The 16,047-nt window shown below is 73.7% G+C and carries 20 protein-coding genes; 12 read left to right on the top strand and 8 right to left on the bottom strand.

From position 1 onward, the window contains the following. Nucleotides 1-127: 127 nt before the first annotated feature. Both OG276_RS34655 and OG276_RS34660 read left to right on the top strand, forming a co-directional pair. The gene (locus OG276_RS34655; protein ID WP_266911559.1) at nt 128-1,297 is read left to right on the top strand and encodes an NUDIX domain-containing protein; all 1,170 of its coding nucleotides are present in this window, start codon (nt 128-130) and stop codon (nt 1,295-1,297) included. 54 nt (nt 1,298-1,351) lie between these two features. After that, nucleotides 1,352-1,882, top strand: a complete 531-nt coding sequence (locus OG276_RS34660) for an SRPBCC family protein (protein ID WP_266911561.1) — start codon at nt 1,352-1,354, stop codon at nt 1,880-1,882. Between the two features lie 8 nt (nt 1,883-1,890). Here the strand turns inward: OG276_RS34660 and OG276_RS34665 are convergent, their stop codons facing one another. Further along, the gene (locus tag OG276_RS34665; protein ID WP_266911563.1) at nt 1,891-2,961 is read right to left on the bottom strand and encodes a hypothetical protein; all 1,071 of its coding nucleotides are present in this window, start codon (nt 2,959-2,961) and stop codon (nt 1,891-1,893) included. Nucleotides 2,962-3,165: 204 nt separating this feature from the next. Between OG276_RS34665 and OG276_RS34670 the strand changes: the two genes are divergently transcribed. Then, nucleotides 3,166-3,693, top strand: a complete 528-nt coding sequence (locus tag OG276_RS34670; protein WP_266911565.1) for a hypothetical protein — start codon at nt 3,166-3,168, stop codon at nt 3,691-3,693. A gap of 106 nt (nt 3,694-3,799) precedes the next feature. On the opposite strand, the gene OG276_RS34675 is transcribed toward OG276_RS34670, so the two are convergent. Both OG276_RS34675 and OG276_RS34680 read right to left on the bottom strand, forming a co-directional pair. Continuing rightward, nucleotides 3,800-5,179, bottom strand: coding sequence for a DEAD/DEAH box helicase (locus OG276_RS34675; RefSeq protein ID WP_266911567.1), 1,380 nt, complete (start codon nt 5,177-5,179; stop codon nt 3,800-3,802). Between the two features lie 202 nt (nt 5,180-5,381). Next, nucleotides 5,382-5,876, bottom strand: coding sequence for a MarR family transcriptional regulator (locus OG276_RS34680; protein WP_266911569.1), 495 nt, complete (start codon nt 5,874-5,876; stop codon nt 5,382-5,384). Between the two features lie 105 nt (nt 5,877-5,981). Between OG276_RS34680 and OG276_RS34685 the strand changes: the two genes are divergently transcribed. Next, nucleotides 5,982-6,350 carry an HGxxPAAW family protein gene (locus tag OG276_RS34685; protein WP_266911571.1) on the top strand — a complete coding sequence of 123 codons (369 nt, stop codon included), beginning with the start codon at nt 5,982-5,984 and terminating at the stop codon, nt 6,348-6,350. On the opposite strand, the gene OG276_RS34690 is transcribed toward OG276_RS34685, so the two are convergent. After that, on the bottom strand, nt 6,268-7,317 hold the full coding sequence (locus tag OG276_RS34690; RefSeq protein ID WP_266911573.1) for a 2-oxoglutarate and iron-dependent oxygenase domain-containing protein: 1,050 nt from the start codon (nt 7,315-7,317) through the stop codon (nt 6,268-6,270). The genes OG276_RS34685 and OG276_RS34690 overlap by 83 nt on opposite strands. A gap of 223 nt (nt 7,318-7,540) precedes the next feature. Between OG276_RS34690 and OG276_RS34695 the strand changes: the two genes are divergently transcribed. The 3 genes from OG276_RS34695 (at nt 7,541) to OG276_RS34705 (ending at nt 8,914) form a co-directional block, all read left to right on the top strand. Beyond that, entirely contained in the window at nt 7,541-7,744 is a 204-nt protein-coding gene (locus OG276_RS34695) for a cold-shock protein (protein ID WP_266911575.1), read from the top strand. A gap of 127 nt (nt 7,745-7,871) precedes the next feature. Beyond that, nucleotides 7,872-8,393, top strand: a complete 522-nt coding sequence (locus tag OG276_RS34700) for a kinase (protein WP_266913368.1) — start codon at nt 7,872-7,874, stop codon at nt 8,391-8,393. Nucleotides 8,394-8,398: 5 nt separating this feature from the next. Continuing rightward, a complete protein-coding gene (locus OG276_RS34705) occupies nt 8,399-8,914 on the top strand; it encodes a hypothetical protein (RefSeq protein WP_266911577.1) in 516 nt (171 codons plus the stop codon). 46 nt (nt 8,915-8,960) lie between these two features. Here OG276_RS34705 and OG276_RS34710 read toward each other — a convergent pair whose 3' ends face one another. Together OG276_RS34710 and OG276_RS34715 are read right to left on the bottom strand one after the other, a co-directional pair. Beyond that, entirely contained in the window at nt 8,961-9,617 is a 657-nt protein-coding gene (locus tag OG276_RS34710; RefSeq protein ID WP_266911579.1) for a TetR/AcrR family transcriptional regulator, read from the bottom strand. Next, nucleotides 9,614-9,967: a DUF1304 domain-containing protein gene (locus OG276_RS34715; protein ID WP_266911581.1), complete on the bottom strand. Its 354-nt coding sequence runs from the start codon at nt 9,965-9,967 to the stop codon at nt 9,614-9,616. Before OG276_RS34715 ends, OG276_RS34710 begins: the two co-directional genes overlap by 4 nt. A gap of 112 nt (nt 9,968-10,079) precedes the next feature. Here OG276_RS34715 and OG276_RS34720 point away from each other — a divergent pair, with 112 nt between their 5' ends. Together OG276_RS34720 and OG276_RS34725 are read left to right on the top strand one after the other, a co-directional pair. Further along, on the top strand, nt 10,080-11,114 hold the full coding sequence (locus OG276_RS34720) for a BtrH N-terminal domain-containing protein (protein WP_266911583.1): 1,035 nt from the start codon (nt 10,080-10,082) through the stop codon (nt 11,112-11,114). 133 nt (nt 11,115-11,247) lie between these two features. Continuing rightward, nucleotides 11,248-12,993, top strand: a complete 1,746-nt coding sequence (locus OG276_RS34725) for a sodium:proton antiporter (protein ID WP_266911585.1) — start codon at nt 11,248-11,250, stop codon at nt 12,991-12,993. A 17-nt stretch (nt 12,994-13,010) separates the two neighbouring features. Here OG276_RS34725 and OG276_RS34730 read toward each other — a convergent pair whose 3' ends face one another. Next, nucleotides 13,011-13,349 carry a co-chaperone YbbN gene (locus OG276_RS34730; RefSeq protein ID WP_266911587.1) on the bottom strand — a complete coding sequence of 113 codons (339 nt, stop codon included), beginning with the start codon at nt 13,347-13,349 and terminating at the stop codon, nt 13,011-13,013. A gap of 101 nt (nt 13,350-13,450) precedes the next feature. Between OG276_RS34730 and OG276_RS34735 the strand changes: the two genes are divergently transcribed. Beyond that, nucleotides 13,451-13,720 carry a hypothetical protein gene (locus OG276_RS34735; protein WP_266911589.1) on the top strand — a complete coding sequence of 90 codons (270 nt, stop codon included), beginning with the start codon at nt 13,451-13,453 and terminating at the stop codon, nt 13,718-13,720. A gap of 81 nt (nt 13,721-13,801) precedes the next feature. Here OG276_RS34735 and OG276_RS34740 read toward each other — a convergent pair whose 3' ends face one another. Continuing rightward, the gene (locus tag OG276_RS34740; protein ID WP_266911591.1) at nt 13,802-14,176 is read right to left on the bottom strand and encodes a hypothetical protein; all 375 of its coding nucleotides are present in this window, start codon (nt 14,174-14,176) and stop codon (nt 13,802-13,804) included. A 204-nt stretch (nt 14,177-14,380) separates the two neighbouring features. On the opposite strand from OG276_RS34740, the gene OG276_RS34745 reads away from it, so the two are divergent. Continuing rightward, nucleotides 14,381-14,740 (top strand): YciI family protein, encoded by a 360-nt coding sequence (locus tag OG276_RS34745; protein WP_266875698.1) that lies wholly within the window; start codon nt 14,381-14,383, stop codon nt 14,738-14,740. Between the two features lie 66 nt (nt 14,741-14,806). After that, nucleotides 14,807-16,036, top strand: a complete 1,230-nt coding sequence (locus OG276_RS34750) for an RNA polymerase sigma factor (RefSeq protein WP_266911593.1) — start codon at nt 14,807-14,809, stop codon at nt 16,034-16,036. The last annotated feature ends 11 nt before the right edge of the window (nt 16,037-16,047 follow it).

Raw genomic sequence — 16,047 nt, forward strand, 5'->3', positions numbered from 1 at the left:
GCTGTTGCACAGCCCGCGGGACCACCCGTGCGGAACGCCCCCGCGAGGCCCGCCCGATGACCGCGCGTCGCCCGCGCGACGGCGCCGCACGACGCCCCCGCGGTGCCCCTACGGTGAATGGAGTCCGATGCCGCAGCTGACCGACGAGGACGTGACGCAGGACACGGGCGCATCCCCGGCCACACCGGAGGCCCGGTCCCACACCCAGTCCGGGGCCGAGGCCGGGGCCCGGTCCGAGGCTTCGGACCAAGCCGGGGCCCAGTCCGAGGCCCAGGCTCAACCCCCGGCCCAGGCCCAACCCCCGGCCCAGGCCACCCGTCCGGGCACCTGGATGACCCCGGAGGAGTACGGCGCCTCCCGCGCCACGCTCTGGACCGGCGCGGTCGTCCTCGTCACCGATGCCGACGGCCGCGTCCTCGTCCAGAGCGTCGACTACCGCCCCGACCGGCTGCTGCCCGGCGGCGCGGTGGACGCCGGCGAGGCACCGGCCGCGGCGGCCGCCCGCGAGATGTACGAGGAGCTCGGCGTCGAAGGCCGCTACCCGCGCGGCCTCGCCGTCGACTGGATCCCGGCCGACGCACCCGGCATGCCGCCCGGGATGGGCTTCCCCGGCGAGATCCTGCACGTCTTCGACGGCGGCACCTGGACCCGGGACCGCATCGACTCCGTCCGCCTCCCCGCACAGGAGATCACCGGCATCCACTTCGCCGAGCCGGCCGAGCTGCCCGCCCTGATGGACGCGGGAGACGCCCGCCGCGCCCTGTCCGCGCTGCGGGCCCGGATCAACGGAGGCGGCGCCGCCCTGCTGGAAGACGGCCGCCCCACCGCCCCCACCGCGCTCGACCGGCTCGGCGTCCTGCGCAGCCGCCGCGTCCCGCTGCACGGCACCTGGCACCCGGGTCCCGTCCCCGGGCACCTGACGCCACGGGACCCCGCAGGCTGGCTCTTCGCCCCCGACGGGCGCGTCCTGCTGCTCGTCGCCCGCGCCACCGGCGCCGCCCACCTCCCCTCCCCGACGGCGGGCCGCACCGCGGCCGCGCTCCCGCTCGGGTACCGGTACGCCGACCAGGGCGCCCACCCGCGCACCGCGGCCCGGCTCACGGCGCTGCCCCCGGGCCCGGACCCGGCGTACGCCCGGCTGCTGGCCACCCCCGAACAGGTCCGCGAACTCAGCGACTGGGGCCCGGCGGGCCACGAGGAACTCGCCGCCGTGTACGCCGCCCGCGCCCACCTGTCCCTCCCGCAGCCGCCCCGCACCCCGCCGACGGAACTCCCCGCGGAGGGCTGCCACTGGTGAGCGCAGAGCGGCTCAATCCCCGGTCCGCGGGCCCCGGTCCCGCAGCATGAGGGAATGAGCGAGACTGCGATCACCTACACCGTGTACGTCCAGGCCGACCCCGCGCGGGTGTGGCAGGCCCTGACCGAGCCCGCGTTCACCCGCCGCTACTGGGGACTCGACTTCGAGACCGACTGGCGGGTGGGCTCGACGATGGACTGGGTGGAGCGCGGGGCGCGGACGAGCGATCCGGAGCAGGTGGTGCTGGAGTGCGTACCGGAGCGGCTGCTCTCCTACACCTGGCACACCTTCACCCCGCAGTGGGCCGCCTCCGTGGGCATCGGCGAGGAGCTGCGCGCCGAACTGGCCCGCGAGCGGCGCACGAAGGTGACGTACGAGATCGAGCCGGTCGGCGACACGCTGGCTCGGCTCACCATCCTCCACGAGGGCTTCGAACCGGGCGGCACCCTCATCGGCATGTGCGGGCGCGCCTGGCCGATGCTCGCGTCCAGCCTCAAGACCCTCCTGGAGACCGGAGCCCCCCTCCCGGAGCAGGGCCACGCGAACGACCAGGGCTCCGGCGGCTACGAGAGCCACGGGGGCTGAGCGCCGGCTCAGGTCCGTGACGGAACGGTGCAGCTCGGGCGTCCGTCGGGGATGTCCTTGCTGTCGTCGTACGGGTCGACCACCGGCCACGGCAGCTCGGCGGCGGCCGCCTCCTTGGAGAAGTAGGGGTGGACGTAGCCGTCGACCGTGCCGCAGTCGTGGTTGCCGAGCTGGCGCCGGTACCCGGCCGGGACCAGCTTCCCGGCCGTCACGCCGGGGGAGTCGGACACGCCGTAGAGCAGCACCAGCTGCCTGCGTACGACGACCCGCGCCACCTCCTCCGTGCCCGGCGCGGGCCCCGGCTCCGCGCGCGGGGCCACGCGCCGCAGGGCGTAGACGAAGGTGTAGTCGGCGTGGATCCTGAGCTGCCCCGGATTCCCGCCGGCTTCGAAGGACATCCGGCCGCGCACCCTGATGCCGCCACGGGCCGGCGTGAGCACGGCGGGGTCGAAGCGGGTGAACAGCTCGGTGGGGTCGGCGTCGGGGAGCCCCGGTTCGCGCAGGTGCGCCGACAGCTCGGCGCGGGAGGACTGCTGGGGATCGAGCAGCTCCAAGGCCTCGGCGGGCCATGCGCCCCGCAGCACCTCCGGATCCAGATTGGCCGCGACCACGAACTCCCGGGCCCGGCGCAGTCCGTCGGAGACCTGCTCCTGCGGGATCGAACCGACCGCCGTGGCCGCGGGCAGCGGGAGCTCCTCCTGTTCGGTCGCCCAGGTGCGGGCGGGCGAACCGCGCAGCGGCAGGCTCGTGGTGGCCGGCCACTCATCGGGCCAGGCCTGCTCGTCGAGCGCGGCGGCGTAGGACTCGCTCGCGGTCCGTTCGTCCGGAGCGAGCACCAGCCACGCGGTGACACCGGCGAGCGCCAGGGCGGCGGCGGCTCCGACGGCCAGGCGTCTGACGCGCCCCCGGTGCCGGCCGGCGTGGAAGGCCGCTTCGTGATCGTCGCGGTACCTGCGGTCCTCGCGGTACCTGCGCTCCTCGTGCTCCTCGCGGTACCTGCGCTCCTCGCGGTCCTGATCCTGGTTCTCGCCCTGGATGTCCGCGCGCAGTCGTGTGAAGAATTCCGCCGGTTCCGTCATGTCAGGCCCCCGCCCATGCTCTTGACTCCGGTCCATCTCACAGGGCGTCACCGATGCGGCACAAGCCGGATCGAGATCGTGATGGTCCTGTGACCTGCGCAGATGTGGGCCGACTGCCCCCGGTGGAGGCGCCGTTGCCGTCCCGCACGGGCTCGATGCCACCCTGACAACGTGTCGTTCACCCGCGTCGTGTGGAATGGCAGCATGGGGAGAAGCGAGTACCAGATACGCCAAGGCGGCCCGGAAAGCCGGACCGAGGGGACGACGGGCACGGTGGCGGTGAACACGCCGCCCGAGCACTGGCGCTACGCCCGGCACTTGGAGTCCCTGGCCGCCGTTTCCGGTCAGCCCGCCGAAGCCGAGGCCGTGGCCGCCGTCCTGCGCGACCCGGACCTCGTGATGGCCGAGAGCGCGGTGGTCACGCACCTCGACCGGCGGGCGGCCGGACTGCTGGCCGACGAGGCCTTTCCGGCCTGGGCGCAGGCCGTCGGAGCCGCCCTCGACGGCCGCACCTTCGCCGCCCGCCGACTGCGCGAGTGGACCCTGCTGAAGGCCGTCACCCGGGGCGAGCCCTGGTCCGCGGCGGAACTCCTCGCCGCCTCCGACTGGTGTCAGCGCACGGCGGCCCAGTCCCTGCACGCCGACGAGGCCCTACGCCTGCTCGCCGCGGGCGCCCGCACCCGCCGGGTCCGCAACGCGGCGGCCCAGCGGCTGCTGCGGCGGGCCGCCTGAGCCCGTGACCTTCCGGGATGCGCGGAGGGCCGGAACCGCATCCACGGTCCCGGCCCTCCCGTCGTACGGGTGCGTGCCCCGTCGTACTCCGCCTACTTCGTGCCGCCTACTTCGTGCCGCGCCGCACCCGCGCCGCCGCACGGGCCTCGGCGGCCTGCCGGGCCTCGATGGTCTTGCGGGACTCCTTGCCCTTGCCGGGCCGCCCGGGCCGCGTGCCGATCCCGCGGAAGCCGAGGTCCGAGCCCGAGGGCCGGCCCTTGGCGTCGGTGGCCGCGGCGCCGGCCAGCGGCACGCCGGAGGGGGCCTTCGCGCCGGTGATCCGGCTCAGCGCGGCCTCGCCGGAGCGGACCTGGGTGATGGTCGGCCGGATCTTGGCGTCGGCCATCAGCCGGACGATGTCGCGCCGCTGGTTCGGGGTGACCAGGGTGACGACCTTGCCGGACTCGCCGGCCCGCGCGGTGCGGCCGCCCCGGTGCAGGTAGTCCTTGCTGTCGGCCGGCGGGTCCACGTTGACCACGAGGTCGAGGTCCTCGATGTGGATGCCGCGCGCGGCGACGTTGGTGGCGACCAGGACGTTCAGCAGGCCGTCCTTGAACTGCCCGAGCGTCCGGGTGCGCTGCGGCTGCGACTTGCCGCTGTGCAGGCCCTCCGCGCGCACGCCCATGGCCCGCAGGTGCTTCACGAACTGGTCGACGCCGTGCTTGGTGTCCAGGAACATCAGCACCCGGCCCTCGCGCGCCGCGATCTCGGTCGCGGCCGAGACCTTGTCGGCCGCGTGGATGTGCAGCACGTGGTGGTCCATCGTGGACACCGAGGCCGACTGCGGGTCCACGGAGTGGCCGACCGGGTCCTTCAGGTACCGCTGCACCAGCTGGTCCACGTTGCGGTCCAGGGTGGCCGAGAACAGCATGCGCTGGCCGGCGTGGTGGCACTGGTCGAGGATCTCGGTGACCTGCGGCATGAAGCCCATGTCGCACATCTGGTCGGCCTCGTCGAGGACGACGACCTTCACGCGCTCCAGGTGCACGTCGCGCCGGCCGATGAGGTCGCTGAGCCGCCCCGGGGTGGCCACCACGATCTCGGCTCCGGTGCGCAGCGCGCCCGTCTGCTTGCCGATGGACAGTCCGCCGACGACCGTGGCCAGGCGCAGCTTCAGGGCCTGCGCGTACGGGGCCAGGGCCTCGGTCACCTGCTGCGCCAGCTCGCGGGTCGGTACGAGGACCAGCGCGAGCGGCCGCTTCGGATCGGCCTGCTGCCCCGCCGTACGGGCCAGCATGGCCAGCCCGAAGGCGAGCGTCTTGCCCGAGCCGGTCCGCCCGCGGCCGAGGATGTCGCGGCCCGCCAGGGAGTTGGGGAGGGTCGCCGCCTGGATGGGGAACGGCTCCGACACCCCCTGGTCGGCCATCGTCGTCACCAGCTCAGGGGGCAGGCCGAGCTCCGAGAAGGACTCCACCGGCGGCAGCGCCGGCGTGGTCGTCCGGGGCATTGAGTACTCGCCCTGGGGGCCGAGGGTCCGGGGGGTCTTCCCGCCGCCCTTCGCACCGCCCTTCGGGCCTGCCTTCGCTCCGGGCTTGATGCCGAAGCGCCCATGAGGTGACGGGTTCTTCATGCAGAACCTTCCGTGAGACGCACAAGATGATCGGGAGTGCGACGCGAACGTCGCCAAAAGGCAAATTTTACCATCGGGGCTACGGGGTCACCGGCCCGAGTTCCCCGGCCCGTACCCGGTCCAGATGGGCGGTGACCTCGGCCGTCGCCCGCCCGAACCAGTCGGCGATGACGGCGATCTCGTCAGGGGTGTATTCGGCGAAGACCGCGCCGAGCCGGGCGTAGAAGGGCTCGTAGACGGCGAAGATCCGCGCGGCGGCGGCCGGCTCCGCGACCACCCGTACCCGGCGGCGGTCGGCGGGATCGGGCTGCCGGCTCGCGTACCCGGCGCGCTCCAGACGGTTGAGCACCCCGGTCACCGCGCCGGTGGTGAGGTTGGTCAGCTCGGCGAGGTCGCCCGCACCGAGCGGGTCCTTTCCGGCGCCCAGGATGTGGCCGAGGCAGGTCAGGTCGGTGACGTTCAGCCCCAGGAGCTGCGCCACCTCCTGCTGGCCGACGATGCCGAGGGCGACGTACCGGTCCATGCGCGACAGCGCCTCCTGGACCGTGGCCGCGGGGCGGGGCTTGCCCTGCACGCGGTTACTCCTTAGCATCTAAGTTACTTAGCTCGTGAGGTAAATGGCTTTCTCCGTAAGAGAACGCCTTGCGAGCCTACTGAACCGACGAAGCAGGGGAGAACGATGAGCGCTCACGGCCACGTGGACCTCGGCCACACGGTGGCGGGCTGGACCGGCACCGCGATCGCCCTGGTGGGAAGCACGGTCGCGGGCGCGGCCCTGTGCGCCTCTTGGGCGCCCGGCATCTGGATCGGCCTGGGGGTCGTCGTGGCGGCGGGGGTCACCACCTGGCTCCTGCACCTCGCCGGCTGGGGCAAGCCGAGCGGTCCCCGGCCGGAGGGTCAATGGGACTGGCGGGTCCGCGACACCGTCGCGCGCACGGGCCACGCCGACTGCCTCGGCTGCCGGGTCAGCGGGCCGCGGCGAGGTGCCGCAGCAGCCCTCGGCTCTCGATCCGCCGCGTCGTTGCCCGCTGTGGATGGCAGCGCATGAACATCCGGGTGAAGTGCTCCCCGTAGTGGATCACCTCGGCCTCCCCGGCGCCGCCCCCGCCCCGCTGTGACCGCGTCGGGTCGAGGGGGCGGATCCGGGCGCCGAAGCGCGGCTCGTGGAAGTAGGCGAGGGCGTACCGCTCCCGGTCCGCGAGCCGCACCCGGTGCGGCGTGGACAGCAGCGCGCCGCCGGTCATGAACTGGAGGATGTCCCCGGGGAAGACCGTCAGCACCCGCGCCACTGGCCGTACGGGGGTCCAGCCGGGCCGGTCCTCGGCGAAGCCCGCCGTGCTCTCGCCCGGCAGCCAGTTGCGCGGGCGGTGTTCGCCCGGCACCGGGGGTCGTACCCAGAGCCCGCCCACCTCGTCCTGGGCGGCGATCACCAGGAGTCCGTAGTCGGTGTGGGCGCCGATCCCGCGCTCCGCGGTCCGCTCCGCGGCGGGGAAGCGCAGCACCCGCATGTGGTGCCAGCCGTCGCGGGTCGGCCCGGCGAGCCGGTCGATGCCGGCCGGTCCGAGGCCGAGCCCGAGGGCCACGAGCCGCAGGAGCCGTTGGCCGAGCCCGCCGACACCCGCCAGGTAGGCCTCCATGGCCGCGCGGTAGCCGGGGGAGGGCCAGGGGACCGGACCGTGGCAGGGCAGGCCGGCGGCCGATGTTGGAGCGATGTCGGGGGTGATGGTGAAGATCTCCGAGGCGTCCGGCCGGCCTGCCGTCACCTCCTTGCCCGAGGCGGTGTACCCGCTGTAGGAGGTGTCGTTGACGCACGCGGCCTTCTCCGCCGCCGGCCGGGCGAAGAACCGCCGGCTCGCCGCCAGCGCGGCCCGCGTGCGGGCCTCCTGTCTCCCGTCGGCGGACACTTGGAAGATCCCGTCGCGCTGCCAGGCGCGGACCATCGCCCCGCCGAGCATGATGTCCGCCGTCGTTCCCGTGATCCGAGCCGGCACCCGGAACGTCGCGAGCTCGCCCATGTCCGTCCCCTCTCGAAGACTCCTTCGGAGCGCCCCGCCGAGAGCCCTTCCAAGGGCCCGTGCGAAGGCCTGCTCCCCCGTTTCACGGACGCGACGGAGAAAGGTTCGAATATCCGCAAGCACCCCGGTTGGCCGCGCTTGGCGTGTGTTCGACCCGATCAATGGGCAGGATCGGGTCCGGCCGCGTGTGCGGCCGGTGGAACGTTGTGAAGGATCAGTACAGATGGCAACTGGCATCGTGAAGTGGTTCAACTCGGAGAAGGGCTTCGGCTTCATCCAGCAGGACGACGGCGGTCCCGACGTGTTCGTGCACTTCTCCGCCATCCAGTCCAGCGGCTTCAAGGCGCTGGAGGAGGGGCAGAAGGTCGAGTACGACGTCACGCAGGGGCCGAAGGGTCCCCAGGCGGAGCGGGTGGTCACCCTCTAGCGCCGCTTCACGAGCCCGGCCCGTGACGTGGGCCCCGCCGGACTTTCCGGCGGGGCCCACGCACGTGACCGGATCTTCCGGCGGGGCCCACGCACGTGAAGGGCGTACGGGTAGCGTGAGCCGGATGATGACCGGCACGCCGGACACCCGGCTGATCGTGCTGCGCGGCAACTCCGCCGCGGGCAAGTCCTCCGTGGCGGAGGGCATTCGCGACCGCCACGGGCGGGGCCTCGCGCTCGTGGGCCAGGACAACCTGCGCCGCGTCGTCCTGCGCGAGCGGGACACCCCCGGCGCCGCGAACATCGGACTCATCGGCAGCGTGGCGCGCTACGCGCTGGACCACGGCTTCCACGTGATCGTCGAGGGGATCCTCTACGCGGACCGCTACGGCCCGATGCTCGACGCCCTGCGCCGGGCCCACCGCGGGCCGACGCACTTCTACTACCTCGACGTGCCGTTCGAGGAGACCCTGCGACGGCACGCGCACAAGCCGCAGGCCGCGGAGTTCGGCGAGGCGCAGATGCGCGAGTGGTACCGGCCCCTCGACCTGCTGCCCGGCGACTGGGAGAGCGTCATCGGGGCGGAGCACTCGCTGGAGGACACCGTCACCCGGGTCATGTCCGAGACCGGGCTGGGTGTGGAGGCGTGAACCCTTTGACCACTGCGCGTTCCCCGTGGCGCGGGCGGCTTTGGGGCCTGGCCGCCGTGATCGGCTCTCTGGTCGGCCTCGCCCTGCTCTCGCAGTCGGTGTACTCGCTCTTCTACGGGTCGGAGGGCTCGTGCGAGGAGAACAAGGCGGCCGCGCGCATGGCCCAGGTCTCGACCGCGGCGCCCGCCGCCGCGGCCGGGACCACGCCCGTGCCGGAGCGGACCCGTCTCGAGTGCATGGACGACAGCGGCGAACCCTGGATCGCGGCGGACAGCGCCTACGCGTACGACGCGGACGCCCGGTCGTTGGCCACCCGCTACTGGGAGACCGCGAGTGAAGAAGGGTGGAAGCCGACGGGTACCCGGGCGAAAGCCCCGGACGAGTTCCGGAGCGGTCTCGGAATGTGCTTCCGGAAGGAGGTGGCCGGCGAGCCGGCCCTGCTGCGGGTGGGGGCCGACGGGCCGTCGCGATTCGTCGCGACCGTCGAATCCGCACTGGACGGATCCGCGATGTCCTGCTGAACCACCGACGGAGTGCGGGGCGCCGAGGCTCGTCGGCTTCCGCGGATCACCCCGCCCGGTGCAGGGCTACGAGGAGCAGCCAGATCCGGTCCGCCAGCTCGGCCGGGTCCGCCGGGCCGGCGGGGAGGGCGCCGTGCAGCCAGTCCGCGAGCACGGCGGTGAAGGTGGCCGCCACGGCCGAAGCGACCAGCTCGGGGCGCGGGGCGCCCACCGCGGCTCGCTCGGCCCGGCTGCGCTCGCGCAGCTCCCGGTACAGGCGTTCGCCGAGCGGGCCGCCGCCGCCCGGCAGGAGCAGGGCGCGGTAGAGCGGGGCCCGGTCGGCCGCGCCCCCGAGGAAAGACGCCAGCGCGGCCGGGGGCCGGGCCGGGGGGAGCGCCGACGGATCGGTCTGCCAGGCGTGCAGGGCGTCGACCGCCGCGTGCACGACGTCGGCGCACGCGTCCACCGCGAGCGCGGTGAGGTCCTCGTAGTGCAGGTAGAACGTGGCCCGGCCGACGCCCGCCCGGCGCACCACCATGGAGACGCCGACCTCGGCGAGCGGCCGGTCCGCGCACTCGGCGAGGAGGCTCTCGCGCAGCCGGGCCTTGGTGCGGGCGGTGCGGGGGTCGGTGCGGGGGGCGGTATCGGCATCCGCGGCGGCGTGCCCGCCGGCGGCCGCGCCCGGTCCGGCGGGCGGCCGCCCGTCCTGCTCGCCGGAGGTCATCGGGCGAGCAGCGCCGCGCCCAGGGCGAGGGCGCCGGGCAGGGCCTGGGCGAAGAGGATGCGGCGGTTGGCGGTCGCGGCCCCGTACACCCCGGCGACGATCACGCAGACGAGGAAGAAGATCTGCGTGGCGAGCGAATCGATGACGAGGGACCAGACCAGGCCGGCGGCCAGGAATCCGTTGTAGAGGCCCTGGTTGGCGGCGAGCGGGGCGGTCAGGCGGGCCGTGTCGGCGTCGAAGCCGTGCAGGGCGCGGCCGGGCGGTCGCTGCCACAGGAACATCTCCAGGACCAGGATGTACGCGTGCAGTGCGGCGACGAGGCCGATGAGGATCGTTGCGACCGTGTGCACGGCCACCTCCCTGGGGGCGGGGTGAGCGGAGAGCGGCCCCTCCGACTTCCTGGACAACTGTACAGGAAGTCGCGTCGCAGCCTGCGGTCCGCGGCGCGGCTACGCTGACCGCATGACTGCGCACGTATATGAAGACTTCGCCCCCGGAAGCCACCGCGAGGCCACGCTGATCCGGCACGCGCTCGGCAGCGTGCACGAAGAGGCCCTGGTCGCGGGCCTGGCGGGCGGTATCGGCTTCATGTACTTCGTGTTCGAGTACGCCGGCCGGCCGCCGATGCCGACGATCGTCGCCCAGGCCCACCCCGACCCCTGGGTCCAGGTCGCCCTCGGCCGCCTGCGCATCCCCTACGAGGCCACGCGCAGCGCCAAGCCCCGCTGGCACCGGGTCGAGGCCGCGCTCGACGCCGGGGCCCCGGTGCTCTGCACCGTCGACCGGTCCGCCCTGCCCTGGCACGGCCCCGCCCCGATGGCCGAGCTGGCCGCCGCCGATCCGTATGTGGTGGCCCTGGTCGGCTACGGCGGGGACACCTTCCACGTCGACGACCCGGCGGCCGCCCTGGACGGGGCCGGGGGTCCGTACGCGATCGGCCGCGAGGAGTTCGGCGCCGCCTGGTCCGGACACAAGAAGGGCCGCCATCAGATGGTGGTGACCACCGGGAAGCCCGCCGGCGAGCCCGACCTGGACGCGGCGATCGCCGCCACCGTCTCCCGCCTCACCGGGCCGGTGCTCGGCAACCACTTCGACGTCAACTTCGGCTTCTCCGGCATGGAGAAGTTCGCCGCGCAGTTGCGCGACACCAGCACCAAGACCGGCTGGGAACGCCGCTTCGCCACGCCCGAGGCCTTCGCGCTGGGCACGCAGCGGCTCTCCGCCTGCCTGGAGGAGGAGTGGACCGCCCCGGGCGCCACCCGGCCGCTCTACGCGGACTTCCTCGACCTCGCCGGACACGGGGAGGCGGCCGGGCTCTTCCGTGACTCCGGGAGGCAGTGGTCGCGGCTCGCGGAGCTGGCCCGCGCGGCGGACCCCGAGGCGGACGCCGCGGGACGGCGGGAGCTCTTCGACGCCTGCGCCGAGCTCGTGGACGGCGCCCTGGTGCTGGAGCGGCAGGCGGTGGCGCTGCTGCCGCAGGCGGCGCCCGCCGAGTAAGGGCCGCGCGGGGCGGCGTGGGGCCGCGTGGGGCCGCGTCAAAAGTTGAGTCGCTCAATTTTTGACGCGGTGAAACCTCTGGGCGTACGGTGGACAAATCGTCCCCGAGCACCCCTAAGGCCCTGTACCGCGCATGGAAATGACCCTCGTCTCGATCGTCGGCGTCAGCAGCATCGTCGCCGTCGCCGCCTTCTCGAAGCGGCTCGGCCTCGCCGCCCCCCTGAGCCTGGTGGTCGTCGGCATCGCCCTCAGCTTCGTACCGGGCGTGCCGGCGCTCGCTGTCGAACCGGAGTGGGTCCTCGCGGGCGTGCTGCCACCCCTGCTCTATTCGACGGCCGTGAACATGCCCGCGTCTGACTTCCGCCGCAACATCAAGGCCATCAGCGGTCTCGCGGTCCTGCTCGTGGCCGTCACCACCCTCGGGGCGGGCTGGCTCTTCCACTGGCTCATGCCCGGCCTCGGCTGGCCCGCCGCCTTCGCCCTCGGCGCCGTCGTCAGCCCCACCGACGCGGTCGCCGCGACCTCCATGGGCAAGCAGCTCGGCCTCCCGTCACGGCTGCTGACCATGCTGGAGGGCGAGGGACTCGTCAACGACGCCTCCGCCCTGGTGCTGCTGCGCTCCGCGATCGCGGCCATGGCCGGAACCGTCTCCCTGGCCGGGGTCGCCGGGAACTTCCTCTTCTCCGTGGCCCTGGCCACCGCCGTCGGCCTCCTCGTGGGCCTCGTCAACGTCCGGGTCCGGGCGCTGCTCAAAGACAGCCTGCTGAACACGGCGATCTCCTTCGTCGTGCCCTTCGTCGCCTTCCTGCCGGCCGAGGAGTTCCATGCGTCCGGAGTCCTCGCCGTGGTCGTCGCGGGCCTGGTCACCGGCCATCAGGCCCCGCGCTTCCTCAGCGCCCAGGACCGGCTGGCCGAGGCCATGAACTGGCGCACGCTCGCCTTCCTGCTCGAAAGCGCGATCTTCCTGCTGATGGGGCTCGGCCTCAAGGGCCTCCTCGACCAGGTCGCCGCGGACGGGCTCAGCGCCTGGCGCGCCCTGTTCATCGGCCTCGCGGCCGCCGCCCTGGTGATCGTGGCGCGCATGGTGTTCGTCGCCCCGCTCATCGCCTCGCTGCGCAAGGACGCGCAGCGGGCCGCCGAGAAGAAGCCCCGGCTCGACTGGCTGATGGACCGGCTCGGCGCCCCGGAGTCCGAGCAGCAGGTCAATCCGCTGCGCCCCCGCAGGGAGCTGACGCCCCGCCGCAGGGAGCAGATGAAGGACCGCGTCACCCGGGCTTCGGCCGACGCCGACTTCAAGGTCAACGAGAGCCTCGGCTGGCGCAGCGGCGTGGCCCTGGCCTGGGCCGGGATGCGCGGGGCGATCACCGTCGCCGCGGCCCAGACCCTGCCCGAGGACACCCCGTACCGCCCCCAGTTGCTGCTCATCGCCTTCGTGGTCGCCACCACCACGCTGCTGCTCCAGGGCCTGACCCTGCCCGCCGTCATCCGGAAGGTGAAGGTCTCCGGCGACGATCCGGTCCGCTTCCGGGAGGAGTACGGGCGGCTGCTCGACGAGGTCGCCGCCGCGGGCCGCGCCGCGCTGGACGAGCCGGGCCTCGTCCGGGGCGACGGCAGCCCGTACGCGCCGGAGGTCCTCGCCAAGGTCCGCGAGGACGCCCGGCTGGAGCGGGGGGACGGGCACGCGAAGGGCCCCGCGTTCGACGGCGCGCGCGAACAGTACGTGGACCTGCGGCTCGGTGTGATCGCCGCCTCGCGGGACGCCGTCCTGGCCGCCCGCTCGACCGGGATCTACAGCTCGCAGGCCATCAACCAGGCCCAGCAGGGGCTGGACCTGGACGAGGCCCTGTTCCAGCGCCTGGGCGCGGCCACCCGGCACTGACGCCCACGCTTCCTCGATCAGAGACGGGCGTCGAGGAACACCCGGAACTCCTCGGCCGTCATCGGCCCGGCCTGGGTGGCCACCGGCTCGCCGGCCGTGATGAGCACGGCCGTCGGGGCCCCCGTCACCCCGTACCGCTTGGTCTGCGCGGGGCAGCGGGTGATGTCCACGCGGACCGCCGTCAGCCGGGTTCCGTACTCCTGCGCCAGTGCGGCGACGACCGTGTCCATCGCGCGGCAGGGCTCCAGGGCCTTCGGCCAGCTGCCGCAGAAGTAGGCGAGCACCGGCCCGTCCGTCATGCCCAGGATGAAGTCGAACTCCTGGTCCTCCAGTGGCTGGTGTACCCGACGTGCCATGGATGGTGCTCCGCTTCGTGTGCCGTGCGATCCGAACGGCTCCCATCATCGCCGCTCGGCCCGCCGGGGCGTTGTCAGTGCCGTCTGTGAAGCTGACCGGTATGGACGACAGGATGCTCCGGCGCCGGGTCTACGGCGCCGACCACGACGACCCCGACCCGGGTCCGCTCCCGGGGCACGCCTACGGAGAGCTTGTGGGCGGTCCCCTCGACGGGCTGCTCCTCGACATCACGGGCTGGAGCGGTCCGCAGCTCGCCGAAGAGGCCCGGCTCCCCACGGAGATAGGGCGTTACGGGCCCGGCGGCCGGGCCCACTACCGGCGCCGCCCCGCCGATCCCGGTCACTGGGACTGGACGGGCGACAGCCGCTGACTCCGCGGGCGGCGGAAGGCAAGCGGCCGGCGGTGGGCATGCGGCGGGCGGTGGGGTGCCCGCCCGGGCGGCCCGGCGGCCTCAGCCCGTCGCGTTCCGGCTGACCTTGCGGGCCCACAGCACCAGCGGGACCTGGAGCGGCAGCCGGCCCAGGGTCACGGCCCGCAGGGCGGGGGAGCGGTGGCGGGCGTCGGCGGCCATCTTGACGTTCGCGGGGAACACGCCGACGAAGAACGCCGCCGTCGCCAGGGCCGCGACCTTGCGGGTGCGCGGGTGGGCGACACCGGCCGCGAGCGCGAGCTCCGCCACGCCGCTCGCGTACGTCCACTGGCGCGGGGTGCCGGGCAGCGAGCGCGGCACGGTCGCGTCGAACTGCTTGGGAGCGACGGCGTGCGCCACCGCCGCGCCGGCCAGGAGACCGGCGAGGAGGAGCGGTGAGGAGGGTACGCGCGGCATCGGGGATCCTCTCGGAGGGGCCTGGGCCCGGCGATCCTACTCGCCGGTAGCTCCGGGTGGGGCGGCGACCGGAATCTCCGTCACCGTGCGCGCCCCGAAAGTCGCTGAAGATTTTTCCGGGAAGCTGTCGATCCCGGCGTCTCCCGTTCGACGCAGGGGTGAGAGGCGGGGAAGGGCCCCGTCCTCCACCACCGAGGAGTCACCATGCCGCGCTTCCTTTCGCTGATCCGCATCGACGAGCAGAACCTGACCCCCGACACCCCCTTCCCGGCCGACTTCAACGACCGCATGGGCGCCCTGATGGAGGAGATCACCAAGGCCGGGGTCATGCTCGACACCGCCGGTCTGCTCCCCACCTCCGAGGGAACCAGGGTCACCTGGTCCGGCGGGAAGCTCAGCTACACCGACGGGCCCTTCACCGAGACCAAGGAGGTCGTCGGCGGGTACGCCCTCATGCAGTGCAAGGACAAGGACGAGGCGCTGGAGTGGACCAAGCGCTTCCTGGAGATCCACCCCGAGAACTGGACGGTCGGCGCCGAGCTCCGTCAGCTCGACGGAAGCTGACGGCCGCCGCCGCGCGCCGTTTGCCCTGCCTCGTCACGGCTGCTCTGATGGGTAGCCGTGACGGCAGTGAGTACGACCCGAGCGGTCGAAGCGGTGTTCAGGATCGAGTCCGCGCGGATCATCGCGGGCGTCGCCCGGATCGTGCGCGACGTCGGCATCGCCGAGGAGATCACCCAGGACGCACTGGTCGCGGCGCTGGAGCAGTGGCCGGCCTCCGGGGTGCCCGACAAGCCGGGGGCCTGGCTGATGGCCACCGCCAAACACCGGGCCATCGACCTCGTCCGCCGCAAGGAGACCTACGCGCGCAAGCTCGCCGAGGTGGGCCGCACCCTGGAGGACGTCCCGCCGCCGGAGGAGGAGGGCGCGCTCGCGGACCCCGAGTCCATCGACGACGACCTGCTCCGGCTCATCTTCACCGCCTGCCATCCCGTCCTCGCCACCGAGGCCCGGATCGCGCTGACCCTGCGGCTGATGGGCGGACTGACGACCCAGGAGATCGCCCGCGCCTTCCTCTGCCCCGAACCGACGGTCGCCCAGCGGATCGTCCGGGCGAAGCGGGCGCTCGCGAAGGCGGGGGTGCCCTTCGAGGTCCCGTACGGAGCCGACCGCGAAGAGCGCCTCGCCTCCGTCCTGGAGGTCATCTACCTCGTCTTCAACGAGGGCTACTCGGCCACGGCCGGCGACGACCTCGTCCGGCCCGCCCTGTGCGAGGACGCCCTGCGCCTCGCCCGCGTCCTGACGGGCCTGATGCCCAAGGAACCCGAGGTGCACGGCCTGGCGGCGCTGCTGGAGTTCCAGGCCTCGCGGATCGCCACCCGCACCGGCCCCGACGGGGAGCCGGTGCTGCTCGCCGACCAGAACCGGTCCAAGTGGAACCGCCTGCTGATCCGCCGCGGCGTCGAGGCCCTGCACCGGGCGGGCGCCGGCCCCTACTCCCTCCAGGCCGCCATCGCCGGCTGTCACGCCGACGCCGTCCGCTACGAGGACACCGACTGGCGGACGATCGCCGCCCTCTACGGACGGCTCGTCCGGCTGATCCCGTCACCGGTGATCGAGCTCAACCGGGCCGTCGCCGTCTCGATGGCGGAGGGCCCGGCGGCGGCGCTCCCCCTGGTCGACGCCCTGACGGCGGAACCGGCCCTGCGCTCCTACCATTTGCTGCCGAGCGTACGGGGAGACCTGCTGGAGCGCCTCGGCCGCCCGGCGGAGGCCCGGGCGGAGTTCGAACGCGCGGCCTCGCTCACGCGCAACGCCCGGGAACAGACCCTGCTGCGCGCCCGCGCGGCCCGCCTCTGAGGCCCGCCGCC

The organism is Streptomyces sp. NBC_00086, from assembly GCF_026343255.1.
Taxonomy (GTDB): Bacteria; Actinomycetota; Actinomycetes; order Streptomycetales; family Streptomycetaceae; genus Streptomyces.